Origin of the sequence: Pseudomonas sp. 21615526 (assembly GCF_013386245.1) — a bacterium.
GTDB lineage: Bacteria > Pseudomonadota > Gammaproteobacteria > Pseudomonadales > Pseudomonadaceae > Aquipseudomonas.
Genome location: NZ_JACAOM010000147.1, coordinates 1 through 23,581, shown reverse-complemented (window position 1 = coordinate 23,581; position 23,581 = coordinate 1). Strand labels below are relative to the sequence as shown.

Sequence of the window (23,581 nt, the reverse complement as noted above, 5' to 3'; positions counted from 1 at the left end):
GGGTGCACTGCTTAACCTTGAAGGGTGGGCATAGGGCTTAGGGTCCTGTGCCGTTGAGATGTCATGCCCTTTAAGGAATCCATCATGAAAAGCGAACAAGTCAAAGGCGCCGTGGAAAAAGTGGCCGGCAAGGCTCAAGGTTTTCTGGGTGATCTGACCGGTGACGAACGTCTCCAGGCCGAGGGTGTAGCTCGCCAGGCCGCTGGCCAGTTGCAGCAAACCTACGGTGACGCGCTGGACACCGTTGGCGATTTCGCCAAGCAAAAACCCCTGGCAACGGTTGCGATCGTCGCCGGTGTCGGCCTGCTGCTGGGCCTGTTGCTGCGTCGTCGCTGAGGAGAACCCTGATGTTTACGCTCTCCCAACTGCGCAACTGCATCGAAGAGGCCCTGTCGCCCCTGACCTGCGAATTCACCCTGTGCCGTGACGCGTCGTTGACGCTCAAGGTCTTCGACGCCGAAAGCGGCCGGGTGGATTTGGTGGTCACCGGGATCAGCGTCAACAAGCTGCAGACCCCGCAGGAAGTGGAAAAGATGGTCGACGAGTTGCGGTACGAATTGCAGAGCAACACCGTCGGTAAACTCAGGCTGGATGACCTGCCGCTGCGCCCTTTGTAGGAGCGGGCTTGCTCGCGAAAAACGCCCGGGCACCGCGTTCATTCAGGCGTGGCGCGTTATCGTTAACGACCTTCGCGAGCAAGCGTGCTCCTACAGTAGGTCGCGGGCTTTCAACGACGCCCCGATAAAATAGAACACCCCTCCCCCGACAATGAACGCTGCCAACATGTAGAACATGTAGTGGGCCGGCAGGTTGGCCAGCACCAGCCCGCACAGCACCGGCCCCAGGGCAGCACCGAGGTTGGAGAGGTTTTGCGCCCCGTAGTACATGCCCCGCAGGTTGTCCGGGGCGATGCGGTCGATGAACATGTACTCGGCCGGAAACACCACGATTTCGCCCACGGTGAAAATCGCCATCGCCAGGATCCACCACCACACGTTGCTCGCCAGGGCAAAGCCAATCACCCCCAGCATGAACATGCCCAGGCCGAAGATCAGCCACTGGCTCAGGTAGCGGTGGGAAATGCGCCGGCCAATCGCGTATTGCAGGGCAATCACCAACATCGCGTTGGTGGTGAGTACCGCGCTGATGATGGTGTAGGTGTATTCGGCGGTAGTGGTGGTCACCAGGTACTGCGACAGGTACGCGGTGAACTGGCCGAACACCACGGCACTGAGCAGGCCGCCGACGGTGAAGCACACCAGTCGGTGATCCCGCAGCAATACACGCCCCACCGCGAGGAACGACACCGGCTTTTGCGTGGTGTCTACCGTGGCCAGCGTGCGGTCGCCCCAACGCCAGTACAGCAGGAAAAAACCGAAGCCCAGGACCGCCGACAGGATAAACGGCAAGCTGATATCGAGCTTGGCCACCATCGCGCCAAAAAACGGCCCTACGGCATAGCCGATATTGGTCAGGGTGTACTTGATGGAAAACGCTTCGCTGCGCTCATCTTCCGGCAACAGGCTGGCAAACCCGGACTTGATCGCGATGTCGATCACCGCGTACGCCAGGTTGATCAGGATCAGACAACTGTAGAACGACCAGATTTCCCGGGCCAACACCGTGCCGATAAACCCCAGGGCAAACACCACACTCAAGCTGAGCAATAGCCTGTAGCTGTTGATGCGGTCTACCAGGAAACCGCCGTAGACACTCAGCAGCGAGCCGACGATCAACGAGCTGCCGATCACCAGGCCGACCTGGCTGATGTCGAGGGCAAAGTGGTTGGTGAGGTAGATCACCAGGTACGGAAAGGTGATGGCCTTGGCCAGGGTGAGGATCAGCGTGGCCGACAACAACAGGTTCACGGTACGCGGGTAATTTCTTATTGTGGCAAGCATCCTGCTCTCATTCCAATCAAGGTAAAGGGACCATTGCGGCCCGCAGCGGACGTACCTTAACGCAAAACAAGAAGAAAAAAATGCTGGCTTATGCATTTATGCAAAAATCAAATCCAGCGGGATGAAGCGTGATCACCCATCCCGCCGAACGCTTTATTTTTTAACGGGCGTGATGTCGAGAATCGTGCCGTTGGTGGTTTTGAGCAATACGTACTTGTCGTTCACTCGGGCCCACTGGCTGTCTTCTTCCGGCTGCTTCAGACCACGTTTCTTCCAGTCGGCAATGGCCGACTCCTTACGCATCAGAATGTCTGGCGCGCGGTCTCCCGTCTTGAGGTCGCGGGTATTGATATTCGAAGGCTGCACGGTTTTTTGCGGGGTATCCGCGGCCTGGACGGTGAGACTCGCGGCGGACAGGCTCGCGGCAACCAGCAGGCAGGCAACAAGGGATTTGGACTTCATGGGCACTTCCTTCAATGAATGACGCGTAAAGATTCCGACCGCAGCGGCGTGGAATCATTCAGCGCCGTGATGGGAGCGGCAGATGGATGGGCGGCCAGCGACCGGGCCGGCGATTAATCAGATAAGATTGGTTCCTTTTTCCAGCCGCTCAGGAATTCCAATGACTGGTACCCACGTCATCATCATTTTCGTGACCGTTGTCACCTTGCTCGCGCTCTACGTGTTCGGCACCTACAGGGAACTGGTGGCCCTGCTCGATCGCTGCAAAAAAGCCTTCGGCCAATTCAAGGAGGCCGAACAACAATTGGCGGCGGCGCAAAATGCCTCGTCACCCACCGCAGAAATCGCCAGCCTGGAAAGCCGTGTCGCGTTCACCCGCCAGCTCTTCCACGACTCGGTCAACAACTACAACACCTACAAGCACAAGTCGCCGACCTCGGTGGTGGCCGAGCTGCTCGGGCATCGTGATGATGTCAGCCTGTCGGGGTTCGAGGCCAAGCGTACGGCCTGACCTGCCGGCGCTTACACAGGTGCACGCTGACGTGTTGGCGTGCCCTGATGAAACACCATCTGCCACTGCCCGCCGCTTTCGCGCCACACCGAACTGCGCAACGACTCCCCCGCCGCATTTGCATCCGTCGCCGCGCGCTGGCAGCGATACGTCACCAACGCCACGCCTTCGGCCAGCACCTTCATTGCAAAGTCACTGATGCTACGGACTGAAAACACCTCATCCTGCAGCCCTTCGATCACCTCGGCCTTGCTGCCCCACACATTGCCACTGGCACCAAATTCGACGAAATCATCCGCCAGCAGCACCGACAACCGCGCCGCATCTGCACGGGTGGTGCATTGGTGCAGCTCCTGTTCCAGGCGGCGTAAATGCTCTGCCAACTCCATACCCATTGCCCTCGTGAAATTAATCCTGTAATTTTTCATGAAATTTCCTGATAAGAATTTCACGAAGCGCCCATGGACAAGCAAGAAGAACTCGACGCCCTGGCGATCCTGATCCACGACCTGCGCAAGCACAAGAAGCTCACCCTGGCGCAACTGGCGCAAAAGATCGAGCGTTCCGTGGGTTTCCTGTCCCAGGTTGAACGCGGCCTGTCGCGCCCGACCGTGGCCGACCTCACGGCCATCAGCCACGCGCTCGGTGTGCCCACCACCTATTTCTACAGCCTGTCCAAACCCAAGGCGGTGGACTGGGTCACCCGCCCCAACGAACGGCGCACGGTGTATTACGCCAATGGCATCACCGACATCCTGGTGTCGCCGAGCATGCACGGCGCGTTCTCGATCCTCGACAGCCTGCTGGCCCCCGGTGCCAACAGCGGCGAACAAACCATGAGCGACCGTGCCGAACAGGCCGGTTACGTGCTGGAGGGCGAGTTGACGCTGTGGGTCGAGGGCGAGCCGGACTCGGTCACCCTGGGCCCCGGCGACAGCTTCCACCTGGCCAGTTTTGCCCACTGCCGCTACGGCAACCTGACCGACCTGCCAGCCCGCGTGCTGTGGGTCTACAACTAGGAGCAACACCCGTGAAAAGCCATGCTTCCACGCTTTTGGCCGAAGTCCGGACCTTTCGCCAGAACCATCCCGATGTGCGCTACGTCGACCTGATTGCCCTGGACATTCCCGGGCATTTCTACGGCAAGCGCTACCCGGTGGAGATGCTGGAAAAGGTCGCCGCCGGCAGCCCGTTGAAACTGCCGCAGAACGCGGTGCTGCTGGGTGCCCAGGGCGGCCTGTTCAAGATCGGCGACTACTGCTTCCACGACGGCGACCCGGACGCCAACCGCCGCCTGGTGCCCGGCACCCTCAAGCCGGTGAGCTGGGAGGCGCAGCCGCTGGGGCAGATGTTGATCACCTCCGACGGCACCGAAGCGCCCATCGAATTCGAACCCCGGGAAGTACTGGCCAAGGTGCTGGAACGCCTGCAGCGCAAAGGCATTCACCCGGTGGTCGCGTTCGAGCTGGAGTTCTACCTGTTCGACAAAAAGCTCAGCGACGGCCTGCCGCAATTTGCCCGCGACCCGCTGAGTGATGACGCGGACGACCAGCCCAACTTGCACATCGAGCGCCTGTCACGCTTTGCGCCGGTGTTGGACGATATGGTCGAGACGGCCAAGGCCCAGGGCATCGACATCACGGTGATCACCGCCGAACTCGGCCCCGGCCAGTTCGAAATCAATTTCGGCCACCTGGAAGACGGCCTGCGCGCCGCCGACTGGGCCGCCCTGTTCTGCCGCAGCACCCGTGGCGTGGCCCTCAAGCACGGCTATCGCGCCAGCTTCATGGCCAAGCCTTACCTGCAACACCCCGGCAGCGGCATGCATGTGCACGTCAGCCTGTACGATGCGGCGGGCAATAACCTGCTGGCGGCCCACCAGCAGCAACCGTTGCGCCACGCGGTGGCGGGTTGCCTGGAACTGCTGCCGCACTGCATGCCGATCTTCTCGCCCAACCACAACGCCTTCCGCCGCCTTGGTGGCACGGTCAACGCGGCAACCCGCGCGTGCTGGGGCTTTGAAGACCGTGACGCGTGCGTGCGAATCCCTGAATCCGACCCGCGCAACCTGCGCATCGAACATCGCCTGGCGAGTGCCGATGCCAACCCGTATCTGGTATTGGCGGCGATTCTGGTGGGGCTTGAGCATGGTCTTGAAGCAGCGAAGGAGCCCATCGCCCCGCTGAACGAAGACCGCAACAGCGGCGCGGACTTCCCCCTGGAAATGCTGGAGGCGGTGCGCGCCATGCAGCATCAGCCGACGTTGCGCGAAGGCCTGGGCGCGGAGTTTGTCGACGTGTATTGCGAAAACAAACGCCAGGACCACCTGGCATTCCAGCAGGAAATTCATGCGCGGGAATATCGCTGGTATCTCTAGGCACTGATGGTTAGCCTCGTGGGCATCTCTGGCTAACCGCGGACTTGCCCATGACCGACCAAAGCGCCCCGGCCCTGAAGGAAATCTTCAACGCCGAACGCCTGCAACACATCGCCAACGAAATGACCGCGGTGTACCCGGCGTTCGACGCCAAGGGTTTTCTCAAACACGCCAAGGCCGGGTTGGCAGACCTGTCGGTGATGCAGCGCATGGCGCGGGTCAGCGAAAGCCTGAACGCTGTGATCCCGCTGGATTATCCGCAAACCCTGAAGTTGCTGTATGCCCTTGCCCCTCGGCTGAACAGCGCCTTTGTCAGCCTGTTCCTGCCCCACTACGTTGCCAGCTACGGCGGCGATGATTTCAAGCGCTCCATGGCTGCCCTCAAGTATTTCACCACCTTCGGCTCCGCCGAGTTTGCCGTACGGCATTTCCTGCTGAGGGATTTCAAGCGCACCCTGGCCGTAATGCAGCAATGGTCGCTGGATGACAACGAACACGTGCGGCGCCTCGCCAGCGAAGGTTCACGGCCACGGCTGCCATGGTCGTTTCGCCTGGCCGAGGTGCAGGCCGATCCGAACCTGTGCGCTTCGATCCTCGACAATCTCAAGGCCGACAGCAGCCTCTACGTGCGCAAGTCGGTGGCCAACCACCTCAACGACATCACCAAGGACCATCCGGATTGGGTGCTGGGTCTGATCGAAGGCTGGTCCCTGGATAACCCCCACACCGCGTGGATCGCCCGCCACGCGCTGCGCAGCCTGATCAAGCAAGGCAACACCCGGGCGCTGACGATCATGGGCGCCGGGGCCAGGGCCGAAGTGAAGATCCATCAACTCAAGGTCGAGCCGGCGGCGATCAAGTTGGGGGAGCGGATCAACCTGTCCTTCAGCCTGGAGTCCACTGCCGATTCGTCGCAAAAGCTGGTGGTCGACTACGCCATCGACTATGTGAAAAGCGCCGGTCACAGCGCGTCCAAGGTGTTCAAGCTCAAGGCATTTACCCTGGGTGCCGGAGAACATCACGCCATCAGCCGTGGCCAACATATCCGTGAATTGACCACGCGCAAGCACTATCCCGGCAAGCATGCGGTTCACGTGCTGGTGAACGGTGAGCGGCTGGGCAGCGTCGAGTTTGAACTCGAAAAATAATCCTTAAAACATTAACGAAGGCTCTAGATCGGGCCTTACAGCGAAATTAATTGTCGGACAATGCTAGGCATTCGTGTTGCGATCCATTATCATCCGGCGCCTTCTCGGTACCCCTAGGGTACTTGTGTCAATGTTCCACCTGAGGCGCCCATGCTCCGTTTTTCGTTTTACCGTCCCCTGATCTGCATCAGCTGGGGGCTTGCCAGTCACAGCGCGTTTGCCGCCCTGCAACCAATGGCCGAAGCCCCGCTGGCCAGCGACACCGAGCTGCATTGCCACTTCAACCGCGACGCCAGCGTCGACTGCACTACCCGCTTTCACTACACCATCCTCAAGCCAAGCGGCCGCGAAATGCTCTCGCGGATCGACTTCAGCTACCAGGAAGAAGACGGCTTCGAACTGATCAAGGCCGAGTCCACCCAGCCCGGCGGTAAACCTGTGCCCCTGGACCCGACGCAAATCGACACCCGCACCGCCCCCAACCCGGACCAGGGTTTTTCCCGGGAAAAACAGACCTCGCTGGCGTTTCCCAACCTGCGGGTCGGCACGCAAATCCGCTACACGGTGCGCGAACATCACCCGGCCAAACCGCTGATGACCGAGTTCTACTACGCCTTGCAGTTCGGCCCCAACGCCGCACGGCGCGACCACTTCAAGGCACGCTTCACCGCCGAGCGGCCGATCGAGTGGCGCAGCGAATTGATGGAGGATTTCAGCATTACGCCATCAGCCAATCGCAAGACCCTGGACGTGGTGCAAAAGGCCCCGACCTACCTCAGCTATATCAACGAATCCGCCAACGCCTACATACGCCACGCCCCGCGTATCGAAGTCGGCAGCTCCCTGGATCGCCAGCAGTACTTCGGCGGCTTTGCCGAACGCTACAACCAGATCCTCGGCGCCAAGCTGCCGCCCCAGGGCGCCGCCGCCGTGGCCGCCGTTCGCGGCTTGCCACCGGCACAACAGGTGGCCGGCCTGATGCAGCACATCAACGACCACTACCGTTACCTGGGCGACTGGCGCGCCTCGGATCGCGGCTATGTACCCTTCAGCCTGGCGGAGATCGAACAGCACGGCTACGGCGACTGCAAAGACCTTTCGACGCTGCTGGCAGCCATGCTCAAGGCCAGCGGAATCAAGGCCGAACCGGCCTGGGTCAGCCGCGGCGATGTGGTTAACCCGCTGCTGATTCCCGGCACCGGCGCACCGAACCACGCCATCGTCCGCGCCGAAGTCGATGGCCAGGTGTGGTGGCTGGACCCGACCAACCCGATCTTCGCCCCCGGCCAGACCCTGCCCGACATCCAGGACCGCTGGGTGCTGGTGACCAACGCCGAGGGCCAGGTACGTGAAGAACACATCCCGCTGCAGCCCGCCGCCCCCACGTTGATCCTCGACAAACAGGAGCGCTTCGACGCCCAGGGCACCGCCCGGGTCTCGGCCACCGTTGATTTTCGCGGCATGCCGCTGATGCAACTGAGCGTCGCCGACCGCCAGCAAGGCGCCACCGCCAGCGACCAGAACATCTGCGACAACTTCGGCAAACAGATCACCGACTGCCAGGTCGAGCGCCCCGCCACCGCCTTCCTGATCCCGGCCAGCTACAAGGTCAGCGCCACGCTGACGGACATGCGGCCCCTGGAACCGCTGGGCAACGACCACATCTACAACGATGCCTTGCTGCAAGAGAAATGGGACGGTCTGCTCAACTACCGCCGCAATGGGCAACTGGCCGACTTGTACATAGGCAACCCCGAGACGCTGGATTACACCATCACACTGTCGGGTGGGCAGATCGACAAGGACATCAAGGCTTGCCAGGTACGCTCGCCGTGGTACGACCTGGACCTGACGGGTGAGCGCGTCAAGGGCGACTGGCGTTATCACTACGTCCTGACGCAGAAAATACGCTGGCTGACCCACGATGAAATTGTCAGCGCACCGTTTGAAAAGATGATCAAGGAGATCCGTGCCTGTGGTGAGCAGGTGCATCAGGTGGTGAAGCTCTAACCCTCCCCCAGCAAAACCCCTTGCTCCCGCGCGCAGAGTTCCACCAGGTAATCCCACAACACCCGCAACCTTACCGACTTGTGCAACTCGCGCCGGGAGCTGATCCAGTAGCTGCGCTGGATGCTCTCCGCCGGCAGCAGCGGCACCAGGTCCGGGTCGCTCGCCGCCATGAAGCACGGCAATACGGCAATTCCCAACCCCGAGCGCGCCGCCTGGTGCTGGGCGATCACGCTGGTGCTGTGGAACACCACCTTGGGGTTGCGGCAGAAACTGCTGAGGAATTTCAGTTCCTGGCTGAACAGCAAATCATCGACGTAATCGATCCAGGCGTGCACCGCCAGGTCCTCGCGTTTTTCAATCGGCGGTGTGCGGTCCAGGTAGCTGCGGCTGGCGTAGAGCGCCAGGCGGTAGTCGGTGAGTTTGCGGGTCACCAGTTGGTCGACGCTGGGGCGTTCGAGGTGGATGCTGATTTCCGCTTCGCGGTTGAGGATGCTGACAAACCGTGGCACTGCCAGCAGTTCCACTTCCAGGCCCGGGTAGCGTTCGAACAGGCCGCCCATGCGACTGGCCAGGAACATCACGCCCAAACCCTCGGCCACCCCCAGGCGGATCTTGCCCAGGGGCGCGGCGGAATGGGTCAGTTCTTCTTCGGCCAGCAGCGCCACGTTTTCCATGGCTTCGGCATGTTTGAGCAGGGCTTCTCCGGAGGGCGTGAGTTCGTAACCCTGGGCGTGCTGCACGAACAGCGCAGTGCCCAGGCTTTTCTCGATGGCCTCGATGTGCCGGGCCACGGTGGCGTGGGTGGTTTTCAGGCGTTGCGCCGCCGTGAGCAAGCGTCCGCTACGCTGTAACTCAAGAAAGAACCGCAGATCATTCCAGTCGAACATGCCTTCCCCTTCTTCCCCTGAACAGCAGCGTTGTCTAAAAACGCACAGCAGCTGGGTAAAAACTAACATTTTTAAGACGAAAACTAACAACTAGGATGGGACCAATAAGAAAAACAAGCGAGGTCACAGATGCATTCTGCAGCTGCTGAATACGATTACGTGGTGGTAGGCGCCGGCCCGGCGGGCTGCCTTCTGGCCAATCGACTGTCTGCCAACCCTGCCCATCGCGTGTTGCTGCTTGAAGCAGGCGGTCGCGATAACTACCCCTGGATCCATATTCCCGTCGGCTACCTGTTCTGCATCGGCAACCCGCGCACCGACTGGTGCTTCAAGACCGAAGCCCAGGAAGGCCTGCAAGGCCGTGCGCTGAGCTACCCGCGCGGCAAGGTGCTGGGCGGGTGCTCGTCCATCAACGGCATGATCTACATGCGCGGCCAGGCCCGGGATTACGACGGCTGGGCAGAGGACAATCCCGGTTGGGCGTGGAAGGATGTGCTGCCGCTGTTCAAGCAGAGCGAAAACCATTTTGCCGGTGCCTCGCAATTTCACAGTGACGGCGGTGAATGGCGGGTTGAGCAACAGCGCCTGCACTGGCCGATCCTCGATGCGTTTCGTGACGCGGCGCAGCAAAGCGGTATCGACAGCATCAGCGACTTCAACCAGGGCGACAACGAAGGCTGTGGCTATTTCCAGGTCAATCAGAAATCCGGCGTGCGCTGGAATGCGGCCAAGGCGTTTCTCAAGCCGATCCGCCAGCGGCCCAACCTGACGGTGATGACCGAGGTTGAAGTCGACCGCGTACTCCTGGAGAACGGCCGTGCGGCGGCGGTGGTTGCTCGCCGGCAAGGCCAGCCAGTCACGTGGCGGGCGCGCAAGGAAATCATCCTGTGCGCCGGCTCCGTCGGTTCGCCAGGCATCCTGCAACGCTCCGGTATCGGCCCCTCCAGCGTGCTCAAGCCTTTGGGCATCGATGTGCTGCACGAGTTACCCGGCGTGGGCGGCAACCTGCAGGATCACCTGCAACTGCGCCTGATCTACAAGCTGGAAAACGCCCGCACCCTGAACCAGATCGCCGGCACCGTGTGGGGCAAGATGGGCATGGGCCTACGCTATCTGTATGACCGCAGCGGCCCGTTGTCCATGGCCCCCAGCCAGCTTGGCGCGTTTGCCCGCTCCGGACCGGAGCAGACGTCGGCCAACCTCGAATACCACGTGCAACCGCTGTCCCTGGAGCGCTTTGGCGAACCACTGCACGGGTTCCCGGCCTTCACCGCTTCGGTGTGCGACTTGCGCCCGCAAAGCCGTGGCCGCATCGACATTCGCTCGGCCAACCCGGCAGACGCACCGCTGATCCGCCCCAACTACCTCAGCCATCCGGAAGACCTGCGGGTGGCCGCCGACGCCATTCGCCTGACCCGACGCATCGTCTCGGCGCCGGCCCTGAAGCAATTCAACCCGGTGGAGTACCTGCCCGGCGCAGAACTGCAGACGGACGAACAACTGCAGGAAGCCGCCGCCCGCATTGGCACCACGATTTTCCATCCAGTGGGCACCTGCCGCATGGGCAGCGACAAGGACGCGGTGGTCGACGCCCAACTGCGAGTGCACGGGGTTCCCGGCCTGCGCATCGCCGACGCGTCGGTCATGCCACGCATCACTTCAGGCAACACCTGCTCACCGACGCTGATGATCGCGGAAAAAGCCGCGCAGCTTATCCTTTCGCCGAACACAAGGAGCCTCGCCCCGGAGAAAGAACTGACCTTACCGGCTTGACCTGCAGGACCCCGGCTTGCCGGCGGTGGCGTTTTCAAGCGTTGTGCACAGCTTGAGAGCGCCATCGCCGGCAAGCCGGGCACCTACAGGGGAATAGCGGCGCCGATGTGGCGCCGACAGTGGAACAACAATAAATAATCACTGTGAGGGCTACCCAAATGTCAGAACACGCTCAACCCCTGGGCTCCGCCACCAAGGCGCGAGACAGCAACGACACACAGAAAGTCATCTTCGCCTCTTCCCTCGGGACGGTGTTCGAGTGGTATGACTTCTTCCTCTACGGCGCACTCGCGGCGGTAATCAGCAAGCAGTTCTTTGCCGGGGTCAACGACACCACGGCGTTTATCTTTGCCCTGATGGCCTTCGCCGCCGGCTTTGTGGTGCGCCCGTTCGGCGCGCTGGTGTTCGGTCGGCTGGGTGACATGATCGGGCGCAAGTACACCTTCCTCGCCACCATCATCCTGATGGGCCTGGCGACTTTCTGCGTCGGCCTGCTGCCGACCTATTCGAGCATCGGCATTGCCGCACCGATCATCCTCGTCGCGCTGCGCATGCTCCAGGGCCTGGCGCTGGGCGGCGAGTACGGCGGCGCAGCCACCTATGTGGCCGAGCACGCCCCGGCGGGCAAACGCGGCTTCCACACCAGCTGGATTCAATCCACCGCGACCCTCGGCCTGCTGCTGTCGCTGCTGGTGGTGCTGGCGTGCCGTTACTTCACCGGCGACCAATTCGAAGTGTGGGGCTGGCGCCTGCCGTTCCTGCTGTCGATCGTGCTGTTGGGCATCTCCACCTGGATCCGCCTGAGCCTGCACGAGTCGCCGGCGTTCCTGAAAATGAAAGAGGAAGGCAAGGCCAGCAAGTCGCCGATCCGCGAATCCTTCGGCAAATGGGAAAACCTCAAGATCGTGCTGATTGCGCTGTTCAGCATCAACGCCGGCCAGGCAGTGACGTTCTATGCCGCGCAGTTTTATGTGCTGTTCTTCCTCACACAGTTTTTGAAGATGGATCCGGCGCTGGCCAACATGCTGCTGATCATCAGCGTGGTGATTGGTGCGCCGTTCTTCATCTTCTTCGGCTGGCTTTCGGACAAGCTGGGACGCAAGCCGGTGTTGATGGTCGGCCTGCTGCTGGCCACCGCGCTGTACTTCCCGATCTTCAAGGGCCTGGCGCACTACACCAACCCGGCGATGGACCACGCCAGCCGCCAGTCGCCGATCACCGTATTGGCAGACCCGGCCACCTGCACCTTCCAGTTCGACCCGGTGGGCAAGGCGCGTTTTGACAGCCCCTGCGACAAGGTCAAGACCTTCCTGGTGAAACAGGGCCTGCCGTACGAAAGCGCGGCCGCCCCGGCGGGCAGCGCGGTGCAGGTGAGCGTAGGTGATGTGCGTATCGACGGTTACGACGAAGCCGCCCTGAAAGGCGCGGTGACCCTGGCGGGTTATCCGCAATCGGCTGATGTGGCCCAGGTCAACAAAACCATGGTGGTGGTGCTGATCGTCGCGCTGATCCTGATCGCCGCCATGTGCTACGGCCCGCTGGCAGCGCTGATGGTGGAGCTGTTCCCGACACGCATCCGCTACACCTCGCTGTCGCTGCCATACCACATCGGGAATGGCTGGTTTGGTGGCTTCCTGCCGACGGTGTCGTTTGCGCTGGTGGTGTACACCGGGGATATTTTCTATGGGCTGTGGTACCCGGTGGTCATTACCGGGGTGAGCCTGATCGTGGGGCTGATTTGCCTGAAAGAAACCAAGAACGTCGATATCGACAATAACTAAACGTCGATCCGGCCGGCGCTGGAGTTTCAGTGTGGGAGCGGGCTTGCTCGCGAAAGCGGGGGGTCAGTCGCCGGATAGGTTGACTGATACACCGCATTCGCGAGCAAGCCCGCTCCCACATTGGGTTTAGCACCAGACACACAAATTGCTGTATATCCATCCAGATAAAAGTTGCCCAATTCTGATTTATTGCTCATCCTGCTCCCCATTCAATTGCGTAGCGAATGTGGTGACCATGCGGCTGTTCCTCTGTGAAAAACCGTCCCAGGCCAAGGATATCGCCGCCGTGCTCGGCGCGACCCGGCGTGGCGACGGTTGCTGGCTGGGCTCAGGCGTGACGGTGACCTGGTGCATCGGCCACCTGCTGGAAACCGCCCCGCCCGACAGCTACGACGCCAAGTACAAACGCTGGGTGCTGGCCGACCTGCCGATCATCCCCGAAAAGTGGAAGATGCTGGTCAAGCCCAAGACGGCCAGCCAGTTCAAGGCGGTCAAGCGTCTGCTGGGGGAAGCCCAGGAACTGGTGATCGCCACCGATGCCGACCGTGAGGGCGAGATGATCGCCCGTGAGCTGGTGGAGCATTGCCGTTATCGCGGCCCCATCCAGCGGCTATGGCTCTCGGCGCTCGACGATGCGTCGATCCGCAAGGCCCTGGCCTCGTTGAAGCCCGGTGCTGAAACCTTCAGCCTCTACCATTCGGCCCTTGGCCGCTCCCGTGCCGACTGGCTGATCGGGATGAACATGAGCCGCCTGTTTACCCTGCTGGGCCAACAGTCCGGCTACCAGGGCGTGTTGCCGGTCGGCCGTGTGCAAACCCCGACCTTGCGCCTGGTAGTGGACCGGGACCGCAGCATTGCCGACTTTGTACCCGTCGCGTACTGGGCCATCGATGTGGATCTGCTCCACGACGGCATCACCTTCACGGCGCAGTGGCGCGCAACAGAAGACGCCTGTGACGATCAGGGCCGCTGCCTCAATCCGCAGCTTGCCCGGGACGCCGCCAATGCCATGAGCAACGCCGCCAGTGCGCGGTTGGTCAAACTGCGTACCGAGCGGATGCGCGACGTCGCGCCCCTGCCCTTCGACCTCGGCACCCTGCAGGAAATCTGCTCGAAAAAGCTTGGCCTCGGCGCTCAGGAAACCCTGGATGTTGCGCAGTCGCTCTACGAAACCCACAAGGTCATCACTTACCCGCGCAGCGATTGCGGCTACCTGCCCCTTAGCCAGCACGGCGACGCGCCGAAAATTCTCGCGGCGCTGGGGCGGGCCGATCCGGCAGTGAACGCGTTGATGCCGCACATGGATCCACAACGCCGGTCACGGGCCTGGAACGACGCCAAGGTCAGCGCGCACCACGGCATCATTCCCACCGGCGCCGGCCAGGATGTCGGGCAATTGACGGGCAAGCATCGCGCCGTCTACACCTTGATTCGCGCCCGCTATCTCGCGCAGTTCCTGCCCAACCACGAGTACGACCGTACCCAGGCAGATTTCGATTGTGCCGGTGAAGCCTTGCGGGCTGTCGGTAAAGTCATCGTCGAGCCGGGCTGGAAACGCGCATTGCCGGAAGCATTGGCACCGGCCAAGGGCCGTGAAGCACCTGCGCCGCAGTCCTTGCCAAAACTGGTTCAGGGGCAGGACTACGCCGTGGCCAAGGTCAACCTCAAGGACCTGTGGACCCAGCCACCCAAACCCTTCACCGAAGGCGACCTGATCAAGGCGATGAAAAACGTCGCCAAGCTGGTGGAAGACCCGCTGCTCAAGCAAAAGCTCAAGGACACCACCGGGATCGGCACCGAAGCCACCCGTGCCGGGATCATCCAGGGCCTGCTGGACCGCGGCTACCTGGTGAAAAACGGCAAGGCGCTGTCGGCAACACCCGCCGCGTTCAGCCTGATTGATGCAGTGCCACGGGCAATTGCCGACCCCGGCACCACGGCCATCTGGGAGCAGGCACTGGACATGGTGCAAAGCGGCGAGATGAGCCTGGAAGAGTTCGTCGCCAAACAGGCCGCATGGATGAGCAAACAGGTGACCCGCTGCACTGGCATGCGCCTGACCATCAGCGGCCCGGCCAGCCCGGCCGGACGTGGCGCCACACCGTGGAAAAACAAACGCAAACCGGCCAAGCGCAAGACGGCCACCAGCCCGAAGCGGGCGGCGAAACCGGCAAACAAAGGCTGAGAAGCACTAAGAAATCGCGACAATGACGTTTTTCGACGGGATGTATGCCGCTTTGGACCTTGCCCTGCTGCAGGCCATCCAGGATTCTGTAGGGCCTGCTAACCTCCCAACAATAACAACACCGGAGTGGCCTCCATGAAAACCGTTGCCCAAGTGCTGAAGTCCAAAGACCAGCATAACCATCAAGTCCACACCATCCCCCACGACCATACGGTATTTGAGGCCTTGATCGTGATGGCTTCGAAAAACGTCGGGGCCTTGCCAGTGCTCCAGGACGGCAAGGTGGTGGGCATCATCAGTGAACGAGACTATGCCCGTAAGGTCATCCTCCATGGATTGTCTTCGGTGACGACCAAAGCCCACGAGATCATGAATTCACCGGTGATCACCGTCGACACTCACCAGACTGTCGAGACTTGCATGACGATCATGACTGACCGACATCTGCGGCACCTGCCTGTGGTGGAGAACGGCGAGCTCCTTGGCCTGCTGTCCATCGGCGACCTGGTCAAGGAAGCGATTGCCGAACAGGCCGACCTGATCAAACAGCTGGAGCAGTACATTCGCGGCGAATAATCATTGGGGACCCCATGCTCGATACCCTGCAACATCAAGTCGATAACCAACTCGACAGCCTGCACCGGGCCATGTCCCAACGGCGCTTCCTGGTGCTGACCGGTGCGGGTATCAGCACCTCTTCGGGGATTCCCGATTATCGCGACAGCGAAGGCGTGCGCCGGGGCAAGGCGCCGATGATGTACCAGGAGTTCCTGGCAACCCCGCAGGCGCGCCGCCGCTACTGGGCGCGGGCGATGCTCGGCTGGCCGAGGGTGCGTGTCGCGCAGCCGAACGCGGCGCATATCGCCCTGGCCACTCTGCAGCAACGTCAGCGCATTGCCGGGCTGATCACCCAGAACGTCGACACCCTGCACGATCAGGCTGGCAGCCATGATGTGATCGAACTCCACGGCAGCCTTCACCGGGTGCTATGTCTGGATTGCCAGCAGACCAGCGACCGGAACCTGATCCAGCGCCAAATGGAAGCGGAGAATCCGTACCTGGCGGGTGTGGATGCCGTTCAAGCCCCCGACGGTGACACCCTGCTGGACCCGGCCTTTGAAGGACGTTTTCAGGTGCCCCGCTGCCCCCATTGCGGTGGGCAACGGTTGAAGCCGGATGTGGTGTTTTTCGGTGAGAACGTCGCCCAGGGCACGGCAGCCAAGGCGATGGCGGCGGTGGATGACGCAGAAGGATTGCTGGTGGTGGGTTCGTCGCTGATGGCGTATTCAGCGTTTCGGTTGTGCAAGGCGATGGTCGAGCAAGGCAAGCCCGTGATTGCCATCAATCTGGGCAAGACACGGGGCGATGAGTTGCTGCAACTCAAGATCGAAGCCTCCTGCGAACGTTTGTTGCCGTTGCTGGCAGAACGCCTGGGATAGCCCAATCCTGCTTTTCTGTGGCGAGGGAGCTTGCTCCCGCTGGGCTGCGCAGCGGCCCCAAAACCGACAACCGAATGATTCCTGCAGAACCGCAGTCAGCCTGGTGGGGGCGCTTCGCACCCCAGCGGGAGCAAGCTCCCTCGCCACAAAAAGCCCCCGGATCCCGCGACCTGCCCGCACGAAAAGTGACGCCCAAGTCACGTTTTCCGCTCACACCCCCGCCCTGCAAGGATTTATGTAGTGCTCAAAAATAATCACTACATAATCGTTGACGTAACCGTTTTGTAATTGCATGATTCAAGCGTCTCCCGGATCGGGAGCGTTGGTAACACGCGTTTTGAACAAGCTCGTCTGACCGCCGAGCTGTTTTTTCCGGATGTGCACTGCCCACAAGGCAGATTGATGAAGCTGACCGGCCCGAAAGGATCGGTACAAGTAGCTCAAACGCTGCTTGTCTTCGTTATGAAACCATTGCGTAGCAGGTCATCAGCAAGACTACATGCATCGGTTCAAGACCCTGCCCGTATTCGGCAGACAGTCGCTGACGCCCGGTTTTCTGAGCCGGAGACAACTTAGTAGTTTTAACGGATCAACTAGAGATCGCCAACTGGTCAAGGGGCTTACACATGAATCTGAACAACCAACCAACTATCGATGAATTGGCTGAGATGTTCGCAGCGCAGAAAGACACGCTCGACGACCATATCCTCTGGATTGGTAAATCGGGCCAGGTCCATATTGACTGCCTGGCGCCCCACACCGTGGAAGAAGAGTTCGACAGGAATAACCGTGAACTGGCAGCGCGCCTGAAGATGTACCGCCGCGGCCAGGGTTATGTCGGCAAGAAAGCCGCCGCCGATCGCAACTTTATCGAGCAGGTCTTCCATACACTTAATACCGAGTGGCAGAACCTTAAAGGCCATTCGCACGTTAAGGTGATCGACAGATACTGCTGATAACTACGCACTTATCACTTAAGCCTGCTCGCTTAAAACGAGCAGGCTTTTTTATGGCCGACGGTTATTGCAACAACGCCGGGAAACGCCCCTTCCCCGCTTCATCGCAAAAAATATCAAACATGGCCTGGGCCGCCGCTGAAAGTTCGTGGCCGGGCTTGGTCAGTACACCAATCGGCCGTTCGATCACCGGATCGCTCAAGGTGATGCAATGGGCGCCTGCCTCCTGCATTTGGCGTGCACACAACGCCGGCACTGCACTCACGCCCAAGCCACTGGCAACCATCTTGCCCACCGTCGCCAGTTGATGGCTCTCCAGGGCTACGGGCAGCTTCAGGTCCAGCACCTTCAGGTGTTCTTCAAGCATCACTCGTACCGTGGACGGGCGCTGCAAGGTGATGAAGGGTTGTTCCAGCAGGGTGTGCCAGGCGATATCGGAGCGGCGTGCCAATGGCGAGTCACCGGGCACCACCGCCACAAAGCGGTCCACATACAGCGGGGTGAACACCAGCGATGAGCTTTCCGCCGGTTCAAACGCCACGCCCAACTCCACTTGGCGATCGCGGACCATTTCCAGCACCTGCTCGTTGATCACGTCATTCACCGTTACGTTGACCTGAGGATAGCGCGCGCGAAAAATCTTCAGGATCGGTGGCAGCAGGTTTCCGGCAAACGACGGCATCGCCGCCACTGTTACCCGCCCGCGCTGCAAGGTGAAACGCTGGCGCAACTCATCCTCGGCATTGTCCCAGTCGGCGATCAAGCGCCGGGCCAGGGGCAGCAGGGATTCGCCTTCAGGGGTCAGCGCGACATTGCGCGTATTGCGGCTGAACAGGCGCCCGCCCAGGCCTTCTTCCAGGCCTTTGATGGTCAGGCTCAAGGCCGACTGGGAAAGATGCAAACGCTCACAGGCGGCCGCAAAGCTCAAGGTCTGGGCCACGGCAAGAAAGGCGCGCATCTGTTTAACTGTCATGAAGCTTCTCTCGATGGCTGAGGACTATGCTGTTTTTTAAATCAATCAACCTTAAAAAACAACTTAACAAATCAATCCGTCGGCGCAACACTCGGTTCATATGGCTGGCCCACAAACAATAAAAGAGGTGCATATGGCAGGTTTTGATAAACGCGTAGCGTCCTATGAAGAGGCGCTGGCAGGCCTGGAAGATGGCATGACGGTACTTGCCGGTGGTTTTGGCCTGTGCGGCATCCCGGAAAACCTCATTGCCGAAATCAAGCGCAAAGGCACCCGCAACCTGACCGTGGTCTCCAACAACTGCGGCGTCGACGGCTTCGGCCTGGGCCTGCTGCTGGAAGGCAAGCAGATCAGCAAGGTCTTCGCGTCCTACGTCGGTGAAAACGCCCTGTTCGAGAAGCAACTGCTCAGCGGCGAAATCGAAGTGGTCCTGACGCCCCAAGGCACCCTCGCCGAAAAACTGCGCGCAGGCGGTGCCGGCATCCCGGCCTTCTTCACCGCCACCGGCGTCGGCACGCCAGTCGCTGAAGGCAAGGAAACCCGCGAGTTCAACGGTCGCCCGTACCTGATGGAAGAATCCATCACCGGCGACTTCGCCATCGTCAAAGGCTGGAAAGCCGACCACTTCGGCAATGTGATCTATCGCCACACCGCCCAGAACTTCAACCCGCTGGCCGCCACCGCCGGCAGGATCACCGTGGTCGAAGTCGAAGAAATCGTCGAACCGGGCGAGCTGGACCCGGCGCATATCCACACCCCAGGGATCTACGTCGACCGGATCATTTGCGGCACCTTCGAGAAGCGCATCGAACAGCGCACCCTCCGCAAATAATCCACCAGCCCAAATAATAAGGAGACAAAAAATGGCTCTTACCCGCGAACAAATGGCTCAACGCGTCGCCCGCGAAATGCAGGACGGTTTCTACGTCAACCTCGGCATCGGCATTCCGACCCTGGTGGCCAACTACATCCCAGAAGGCATGGAGGTCATGCTGCAGTCGGAAAACGGCCTGCTGGGCATGGGTCCGTTTCCTACTGAAGAAACCATCGATGCCGACATGATCAACGCCGGCAAACAGACCGTCACCGCGCGCATTGGCGCGTCGATCTTCTCCTCGGCCGAGTCCTTCGCGATGATTCGCGGCGGCCACGTCGACCTGACCGTGCTCGGCGCGTTTGAGGTCGATGTACAAGGCAACATCGCCTCGTGGATGATCCCCGGCAAGCTGGTCAAGGGCATGGGCGGCGCGATGGACCTGGTGGCCGGTGCCGAGAACATCATCGTGATCATGACCCACGCGTCCAAGGACGGTGAATCCAAGTTGCTCAGCCAATGCAGCCTGCCGCTGACCGGCGCCAACTGCATCAAGCGCGTGCTGACGGACCTGGCCTACCTGGAAATCGAAAATGGCGCTTTTGTCCTCAAGGAACGCGCACCTGGCGTCAGTGTTGAAGAGATCGTCAGCAAGACAGCCGGTAAACTGATCGTCCCGGACCACGTTCCAGAAATGCACTTCCAGTGAGGACAGATTCCATGCAAGACGTCGTGATTGTTGCTGCCACCCGCACCGCCGTGGGCAGCTTCCAAGGTTCGCTGGCAAGCATCCCGGCCCCGGAGCTGGGGGCTGCGGTGATTCGTCGCCTGCTGGAGCAGACCGGCATCGACCCGGCACTCGTGGATGAAGTGATCCTTGGCCAGGTGCTCACCGCCGGCAGCGGCCAGAACCCGGCCCGCCAGGCCTCGATCCTCGCCGGCCTGCCCCACGCCGTGCCGGCGCTGACCCTGAACAAGGTCTGCGGCTCGGGGCTCAAGGCCCTGCACCTGGGCGCACAAGCGATCCGTTGCGGCGATGCCGAGGTAATCATCGCCGGCGGCATGGAGAACATGAGCCTGGCCCCGTACGTATTGCCGGCCGCCCGCACCGGCCTGCGCATGGGCCATGCGAAGATGATCGACAGCATGATCACCGACGGTCTGTGGGATGCGTTCAACGACTACCACATGGGCATCACCGCCGAGAACCTGGTGGACAAGTACGGCATCAGCCGTGAAGCCCAGGACGCCTTCGCCGCCGCCTCCCAGCAAAAAGCCACGGCGGCCATTGAAGCCGGGCGTTTCAGCGATGAGATCACGCCGATCCTGATTCCCCAGCGCAAGGGCGACCCGGTGGCCTTCGCCGTGGACGAACAGCCACGGGCGGGCACCACCGCCGAATCCCTGGCCAAGCTCAAGCCGGCCTTCAAGAAAGACGGCACGGTCACCGCCGGCAATGCATCCAGCCTCAACGACGGCGCGGCTGCCGTGCTACTGATGAGCGCGGACAAAGCCAAGGCCCTGGGCCTGCCGGTACTGGCACGCATCGCCAGCTACGCCAACGCCGGCGTCGATCCCGCGATCATGGGCATTGGCCCGGTATCGGCCACCCGCCGCTGCCTGGACAAGGCCGGCTGGAGCCTGGGCGACCTGGACCTGATCGAAGCCAACGAAGCCTTTGCCGCGCAGTCACTGGCGGTGGGCAAAGAGCTGGAATGGGACGCGGCCAAGGTCAACGTCAACGGCGGCGCGATTGCCATCGGCCACCCGATCGGCGCGTCAGGCTGCCGTGTGCTGGTGACCCTGCTGCATGAAATGATCAAGCGTGACGCCAAGAAGGGCCTGGCCACCCTGTGCATCGGTGGCGGGCAAGGTGTAGCCCTGGCCCTTGAACGCAGCTGATTTCAAAGAGCAACATGGAAAAGGCCCGGTTCCACGAAAACCGGGCCTTTTCTTTATCGGTCAGTCCCGCGCCTGGGGCACCGCAAACACCGCATTTGCCCGCACCACCACCTTCTCCCCGACCTGCACGCTGACCGTGGCAAACGCCATCTGCCGCCCGCGCTTGTGATGCTCCAGACGCACCTCGACCCACTCCCCTACCTGCACCGCGCCGAGATAGTCCAGGGTCATGCTCGCCGTGATCAACGGCAGCGGCGGCTCGCTGGAAAACGCCATGGCGTAGCCCATGCCCACATCCGCCAGGGTGGCCAGCACGCCACCGTGCACGGTGCCGCGTCCGTTGGCGTGGCGGTTGTCGGCGCGCAGGCCGATTTCCAGCTGCAAGCCTTCACCTCGGCTATACACCGGGCCAAGCAGGTCCAGGAGTGGGCTGCTGCGACGCAGTGGAGTAAAGCCTTCGGGGATGGCATGGGCAGTCATGTCAGGTTCTTCCTTGGGGACAAGACTGGAGGTGTATCCCACCGCAGCCATCCGGACCATCAACATCAGCCCGGTAAATCCCCGGTGATCAACCTAACGCTTCATGCAGCGCTGATAACGCTCATCCACGCGCTTGGCAAACCAGGCCGTGGTGAGGTTGCGGGTGATCTTCGGGCTTTTCAGCACGATGCCCGGCAGGATCGCCCGCGGCACCGGTTTGCCGGCGGCCTTGTCGGCCAGGGCGAACACACGCTGGTACAGGGTGGTGTCTTCAAAATCCAGGCGCTCGCCCTGCTCCAGCTGGCTGCGGATGCTCGGGTTGCGCATGTCCAGCGCCTTGCCCAGTGAGCGCACTGCCAGCTCGGTGGTGCCTGGCAGGAACGAGCCGTAGTTGATCAAGTCGCCGTCCAGCGCCAGCGTGGTACCCGAGACCCGGCTGAGCGCTGCCTGGAATGCGGCGTTGCGGCTGGCGTACCAACCGGCATTGAAATCGGCGAAGCGGTACAGCATCTGGTCGTAATTCACCGGGTAGCCCAGCAGATGGGTGATGCCAAAGTACATGCCGCCTCGGCGGGTAAACACTTCCCGGCGGATGCTGCCATCCACGGTGTAGGGATAATCCCGTGCCTGCTTTTGTGCAAAGTCGATGCTGACCTGCATCGGGCCTGCGGTATGCACCGGGTTGAAGCCGCCAAACAGCGTATTGCCCAAGGGCACGACACTGATGAAGTCGTCAAAGATTCCACTCAAATCCCGCTCGGTGCGCGCAGCGTTCAAGCGCTCGGCGTAGGACTTGCCGGTGGGCGAGCGCAGTTGCAGTGCCGTGCGCACCAATACCGCCGGCACATGGACTTTAGCGGCGCGCCGCAGGATTTCGTCCTGGGCGATCTTGCCCATGTTCGGGACCGGCGGGTCGACCTGATAGGTGGACTCCTGCTCGGTCACGGCCAATACCGCGCAGATGTTCTCCGTACCAGGGTAGATTTTCTGCGTGTTGAAGGCGGTGTAGATGTCCTGGGCCCAGCCGCCACGATCCGGCACGCTGGCCGGCATCAGTCGCACGATCTGCGCTTTCACCTCGGCTTCGCTGCGTTCCGGCAGTTGCTGGGTGCGCTGGCTGGAGCAGCCGGCCAATACCAATAAGGTGGTAAGGCACAGGATGAGGCGAGATGAACGCATGGGGCCTCCTTGGGCGACAATGGGCCAGTCTTGGCAGATATCGACCGGTAAGTCTAACCGGGGTTCGCCGACCTGCCGCACTCGCCAAAAAAACCGCAACGTGAAAGGATCAGGCTCCCGTCGTTCCTACAAGGAGTTTGAATGCCATGCTTAGCCTGAACTTCCTGATCACCTGCCTGATCGTCGTGCTCATTCCCGGCACCGGCGTGATCTTCACCGTGTCCACCGGACTGACCGCCGGCAAGCGCGCCAGTGTGTTCGCCGCGCTGGGCTGCACCGCTGGGATCGTCCCGCACTTGTTGGCCTCCGTGCTTGGGCTGTCCGCCCTGCTGCATACCAGCGCCCTGGCGTTCGAAGCCCTCAAGTATGCCGGGGCCGCCTACTTGCTGTACCTCGCCTACGCCACCTGGCGGGACCGAACGGCCTTTGCCATGAACGACACACCGACGATTTCCAGCGCCCACAGCCTGATGGTGCGAGGCCTGTTGCTGAATATTCTGAACCCCAAGCTGACGATTTTCTTCCTGGCGTTCCTGCCGCAATTCGTCACCCCGGGCGCGGGCGCACCGGCCCTGCAAATGCTGTTGCTGAGCAGTGTATTCATGGCGATGACGTTTGCGGTGTTTGTGATTTATGGCCTGCTGGCCAATGTGTTCTGCCGCGCGGTGATCGAATCGCCACGTGTACAGAACTGGCTGCGCCGCAGTTTTGCAGCGGCGTTTGCGGGGTTGGGGCTGAACCTGGCGTTTGCCCAGCGCTAAGTTGCAAGCAGCCGCGAACAGCCTTCTGTGGCGAGGGAGCTT

Annotated in this window: 24 protein-coding genes; 17 read left to right on the top strand and 7 right to left on the bottom strand. The window is 61.3% G+C overall.

Annotated features, from left to right (window positions below):
* Nucleotides 1–84 precede the first annotated feature (84 nt).
* Together HX786_RS28890 and HX786_RS28885 are read left to right on the top strand one after the other, a co-directional pair.
* Nucleotides 85–336, top strand: coding sequence for a CsbD family protein (locus HX786_RS28890; protein ID WP_003211583.1), 252 nt, complete (start codon nucleotides 85–87; stop codon nucleotides 334–336).
* A gap of 11 nt (nucleotides 337–347) precedes the next feature.
* Nucleotides 348–617: a DUF1652 domain-containing protein gene (locus HX786_RS28885; protein WP_003211585.1), complete on the top strand. Its 270-nt coding sequence runs from the start codon at nucleotides 348–350 to the stop codon at nucleotides 615–617.
* Between the two features lie 90 nt (nucleotides 618–707).
* Here the strand turns inward: HX786_RS28885 and HX786_RS28880 are convergent, their stop codons facing one another.
* Both HX786_RS28880 and HX786_RS28875 read right to left on the bottom strand, forming a co-directional pair.
* Complete coding sequence (locus HX786_RS28880) at nucleotides 708–1,901, bottom strand: MFS transporter (RefSeq protein ID WP_178912941.1); 1,194 nt, start codon at nucleotides 1,899–1,901, stop codon at nucleotides 708–710.
* Between the two features lie 153 nt (nucleotides 1,902–2,054).
* Nucleotides 2,055–2,363 (bottom strand): RcnB family protein, encoded by a 309-nt coding sequence (locus HX786_RS28875; protein WP_003211589.1) that lies wholly within the window; start codon nucleotides 2,361–2,363, stop codon nucleotides 2,055–2,057.
* Between the two features lie 160 nt (nucleotides 2,364–2,523).
* Between HX786_RS28875 and HX786_RS28870 the strand changes: the two genes are divergently transcribed.
* Nucleotides 2,524–2,874, top strand: coding sequence for a LemA family protein (locus tag HX786_RS28870; protein WP_087694086.1), 351 nt, complete (start codon nucleotides 2,524–2,526; stop codon nucleotides 2,872–2,874).
* A gap of 11 nt (nucleotides 2,875–2,885) precedes the next feature.
* Here the strand turns inward: HX786_RS28870 and HX786_RS28865 are convergent, their stop codons facing one another.
* Nucleotides 2,886–3,269 carry a DUF4440 domain-containing protein gene (locus HX786_RS28865; protein ID WP_003211593.1) on the bottom strand — a complete coding sequence of 128 codons (384 nt, stop codon included), beginning with the start codon at nucleotides 3,267–3,269 and terminating at the stop codon, nucleotides 2,886–2,888.
* A 66-nt stretch (nucleotides 3,270–3,335) separates the two neighbouring features.
* Here HX786_RS28865 and HX786_RS28860 point away from each other — a divergent pair, with 66 nt between their 5' ends.
* The 4 genes from HX786_RS28860 to HX786_RS28845 all read left to right on the top strand — a co-directional run bounded on the left by HX786_RS28860 (nucleotide 3,336) and on the right by HX786_RS28845 (nucleotide 8,409).
* Nucleotides 3,336–3,893: a helix-turn-helix domain-containing protein gene (locus HX786_RS28860; RefSeq protein WP_003211595.1), complete on the top strand. Its 558-nt coding sequence runs from the start codon at nucleotides 3,336–3,338 to the stop codon at nucleotides 3,891–3,893.
* Between the two features lie 11 nt (nucleotides 3,894–3,904).
* On the top strand, nucleotides 3,905–5,251 hold the full coding sequence (locus tag HX786_RS28855; protein WP_008435874.1) for a glutamine synthetase family protein: 1,347 nt from the start codon (nucleotides 3,905–3,907) through the stop codon (nucleotides 5,249–5,251).
* A gap of 50 nt (nucleotides 5,252–5,301) precedes the next feature.
* Entirely contained in the window at nucleotides 5,302–6,399 is a 1,098-nt protein-coding gene (locus tag HX786_RS28850; RefSeq protein WP_178912940.1) for a DNA alkylation repair protein, read from the top strand.
* Between the two features lie 150 nt (nucleotides 6,400–6,549).
* On the top strand, nucleotides 6,550–8,409 hold the full coding sequence (locus HX786_RS28845) for a DUF3857 domain-containing transglutaminase family protein (protein ID WP_178912939.1): 1,860 nt from the start codon (nucleotides 6,550–6,552) through the stop codon (nucleotides 8,407–8,409).
* Here HX786_RS28845 and HX786_RS28840 read toward each other — a convergent pair.
* Entirely contained in the window at nucleotides 8,406–9,296 is an 891-nt protein-coding gene (locus HX786_RS28840) for a LysR family transcriptional regulator (protein ID WP_003211603.1), read from the bottom strand. The two genes, HX786_RS28845 and HX786_RS28840, sit on opposite strands and share 4 nt — an antisense overlap.
* Nucleotides 9,297–9,425: 129 nt before the next feature.
* Here HX786_RS28840 and HX786_RS28835 point away from each other — a divergent pair, with 129 nt between their 5' ends.
* The 6 genes from HX786_RS28835 to HX786_RS28810 all read left to right on the top strand — a co-directional run bounded on the left by HX786_RS28835 (nucleotide 9,426) and on the right by HX786_RS28810 (nucleotide 17,430).
* Nucleotides 9,426–11,069: a GMC family oxidoreductase gene (locus HX786_RS28835; RefSeq protein ID WP_003211605.1), complete on the top strand. Its 1,644-nt coding sequence runs from the start codon at nucleotides 9,426–9,428 to the stop codon at nucleotides 11,067–11,069.
* A gap of 158 nt (nucleotides 11,070–11,227) precedes the next feature.
* A complete protein-coding gene (locus tag HX786_RS28830) occupies nucleotides 11,228–12,850 on the top strand; it encodes an MFS transporter (protein WP_177035716.1) in 1,623 nt (540 codons plus the stop codon).
* 235 nt (nucleotides 12,851–13,085) lie between these two features.
* Nucleotides 13,086–15,035, top strand: a complete 1,950-nt coding sequence (locus HX786_RS28825) for a DNA topoisomerase III (RefSeq protein ID WP_178912938.1) — start codon at nucleotides 13,086–13,088, stop codon at nucleotides 15,033–15,035.
* A 135-nt stretch (nucleotides 15,036–15,170) separates the two neighbouring features.
* Nucleotides 15,171–15,611 (top strand): CBS domain-containing protein, encoded by a 441-nt coding sequence (locus HX786_RS28820; RefSeq protein ID WP_003211614.1) that lies wholly within the window; start codon nucleotides 15,171–15,173, stop codon nucleotides 15,609–15,611.
* A 14-nt stretch (nucleotides 15,612–15,625) separates the two neighbouring features.
* The gene (locus HX786_RS28815; protein ID WP_102604860.1) at nucleotides 15,626–16,474 is read left to right on the top strand and encodes an NAD-dependent protein deacetylase; all 849 of its coding nucleotides are present in this window, start codon (nucleotides 15,626–15,628) and stop codon (nucleotides 16,472–16,474) included.
* A gap of 626 nt (nucleotides 16,475–17,100) precedes the next feature.
* Entirely contained in the window at nucleotides 17,101–17,430 is a 330-nt protein-coding gene (locus HX786_RS28810; protein WP_102369380.1) for a hypothetical protein, read from the top strand.
* A 64-nt stretch (nucleotides 17,431–17,494) separates the two neighbouring features.
* Here HX786_RS28810 and HX786_RS28805 read toward each other — a convergent pair whose 3' ends face one another.
* Nucleotides 17,495–18,403 carry a LysR family transcriptional regulator gene (locus HX786_RS28805; protein WP_178912937.1) on the bottom strand — a complete coding sequence of 303 codons (909 nt, stop codon included), beginning with the start codon at nucleotides 18,401–18,403 and terminating at the stop codon, nucleotides 17,495–17,497.
* A gap of 133 nt (nucleotides 18,404–18,536) precedes the next feature.
* Between HX786_RS28805 and HX786_RS28800 the strand changes: the two genes are divergently transcribed.
* The 3 genes from HX786_RS28800 to HX786_RS28790 are packed head-to-tail and all read left to right on the top strand — an operon-like array spanning nucleotide 18,537 to nucleotide 21,119.
* On the top strand, nucleotides 18,537–19,235 hold the full coding sequence (locus HX786_RS28800; RefSeq protein WP_008435892.1) for a CoA transferase subunit A: 699 nt from the start codon (nucleotides 18,537–18,539) through the stop codon (nucleotides 19,233–19,235).
* A gap of 31 nt (nucleotides 19,236–19,266) precedes the next feature.
* Nucleotides 19,267–19,926: a CoA transferase subunit B gene (locus tag HX786_RS28795; protein ID WP_003211625.1), complete on the top strand. Its 660-nt coding sequence runs from the start codon at nucleotides 19,267–19,269 to the stop codon at nucleotides 19,924–19,926.
* A gap of 11 nt (nucleotides 19,927–19,937) precedes the next feature.
* Entirely contained in the window at nucleotides 19,938–21,119 is a 1,182-nt protein-coding gene (locus tag HX786_RS28790) for an acetyl-CoA C-acetyltransferase (protein ID WP_003211627.1), read from the top strand.
* Between the two features lie 60 nt (nucleotides 21,120–21,179).
* On the opposite strand, the gene HX786_RS28785 is transcribed toward HX786_RS28790, so the two are convergent.
* Complete coding sequence (locus HX786_RS28785; RefSeq protein ID WP_003211628.1) at nucleotides 21,180–21,599, bottom strand: PaaI family thioesterase; 420 nt, start codon at nucleotides 21,597–21,599, stop codon at nucleotides 21,180–21,182.
* Nucleotides 21,600–21,692: 93 nt separating this feature from the next.
* Nucleotides 21,693–22,778, bottom strand: coding sequence for a DUF1615 domain-containing protein (locus tag HX786_RS28780; RefSeq protein ID WP_178912936.1), 1,086 nt, complete (start codon nucleotides 22,776–22,778; stop codon nucleotides 21,693–21,695).
* A 146-nt stretch (nucleotides 22,779–22,924) separates the two neighbouring features.
* Here HX786_RS28780 and HX786_RS28775 point away from each other — a divergent pair, with 146 nt between their 5' ends.
* Nucleotides 22,925–23,539: a LysE family translocator gene (locus HX786_RS28775; RefSeq protein WP_178912935.1), complete on the top strand. Its 615-nt coding sequence runs from the start codon at nucleotides 22,925–22,927 to the stop codon at nucleotides 23,537–23,539.
* The last annotated feature ends 42 nt before the right edge of the window (nucleotides 23,540–23,581 follow it).

Bases quoted from the DNA above. Each gene is read 5' to 3' on its own strand.
- HX786_RS28890 (WP_003211583.1), top strand. From the start codon at position 85: ATGAAAAGCGAACAAGTCAAAGGCGCCGTGGAAAAAGTGGCCGGCAAG.
- HX786_RS28885 (WP_003211585.1), top strand. From the start codon at position 348: ATGTTTACGCTCTCCCAACTGCGCAACTGCATCGAAGAGGCCCTGTCG.
- HX786_RS28880 (WP_178912941.1), bottom strand. From the start codon at position 1,901: ATGCTTGCCACAATAAGAAATTACCCGCGTACCGTGAACCTGTTGTTG.
- HX786_RS28875 (WP_003211589.1), bottom strand. From the start codon at position 2,363: ATGAAGTCCAAATCCCTTGTTGCCTGCCTGCTGGTTGCCGCGAGCCTG.
- HX786_RS28870 (WP_087694086.1), top strand. From the start codon at position 2,524: ATGACTGGTACCCACGTCATCATCATTTTCGTGACCGTTGTCACCTTG.
- HX786_RS28865 (WP_003211593.1), bottom strand. From the start codon at position 3,269: ATGGGTATGGAGTTGGCAGAGCATTTACGCCGCCTGGAACAGGAGCTG.
- HX786_RS28860 (WP_003211595.1), top strand. From the start codon at position 3,336: ATGGACAAGCAAGAAGAACTCGACGCCCTGGCGATCCTGATCCACGAC.
- HX786_RS28850 (WP_178912940.1), top strand. From the start codon at position 5,302: ATGACCGACCAAAGCGCCCCGGCCCTGAAGGAAATCTTCAACGCCGAA.
- HX786_RS28845 (WP_178912939.1), top strand. From the start codon at position 6,550: ATGCTCCGTTTTTCGTTTTACCGTCCCCTGATCTGCATCAGCTGGGGG.
- HX786_RS28840 (WP_003211603.1), bottom strand. From the start codon at position 9,296: ATGTTCGACTGGAATGATCTGCGGTTCTTTCTTGAGTTACAGCGTAGC.
- HX786_RS28835 (WP_003211605.1), top strand. From the start codon at position 9,426: ATGCATTCTGCAGCTGCTGAATACGATTACGTGGTGGTAGGCGCCGGC.
- HX786_RS28830 (WP_177035716.1), top strand. From the start codon at position 11,228: ATGTCAGAACACGCTCAACCCCTGGGCTCCGCCACCAAGGCGCGAGAC.
- HX786_RS28825 (WP_178912938.1), top strand. From the start codon at position 13,086: ATGCGGCTGTTCCTCTGTGAAAAACCGTCCCAGGCCAAGGATATCGCC.
- HX786_RS28820 (WP_003211614.1), top strand. From the start codon at position 15,171: ATGAAAACCGTTGCCCAAGTGCTGAAGTCCAAAGACCAGCATAACCAT.
- HX786_RS28815 (WP_102604860.1), top strand. From the start codon at position 15,626: ATGCTCGATACCCTGCAACATCAAGTCGATAACCAACTCGACAGCCTG.
- HX786_RS28810 (WP_102369380.1), top strand. From the start codon at position 17,101: ATGAATCTGAACAACCAACCAACTATCGATGAATTGGCTGAGATGTTC.
- HX786_RS28805 (WP_178912937.1), bottom strand. From the start codon at position 18,403: ATGACAGTTAAACAGATGCGCGCCTTTCTTGCCGTGGCCCAGACCTTG.
- HX786_RS28800 (WP_008435892.1), top strand. From the start codon at position 18,537: ATGGCAGGTTTTGATAAACGCGTAGCGTCCTATGAAGAGGCGCTGGCA.
- HX786_RS28795 (WP_003211625.1), top strand. From the start codon at position 19,267: ATGGCTCTTACCCGCGAACAAATGGCTCAACGCGTCGCCCGCGAAATG.
- HX786_RS28790 (WP_003211627.1), top strand. From the start codon at position 19,938: ATGCAAGACGTCGTGATTGTTGCTGCCACCCGCACCGCCGTGGGCAGC.
- HX786_RS28785 (WP_003211628.1), bottom strand. From the start codon at position 21,599: ATGACTGCCCATGCCATCCCCGAAGGCTTTACTCCACTGCGTCGCAGC.
- HX786_RS28780 (WP_178912936.1), bottom strand. From the start codon at position 22,778: ATGCGTTCATCTCGCCTCATCCTGTGCCTTACCACCTTATTGGTATTG.
- HX786_RS28775 (WP_178912935.1), top strand. From the start codon at position 22,925: ATGCTTAGCCTGAACTTCCTGATCACCTGCCTGATCGTCGTGCTCATT.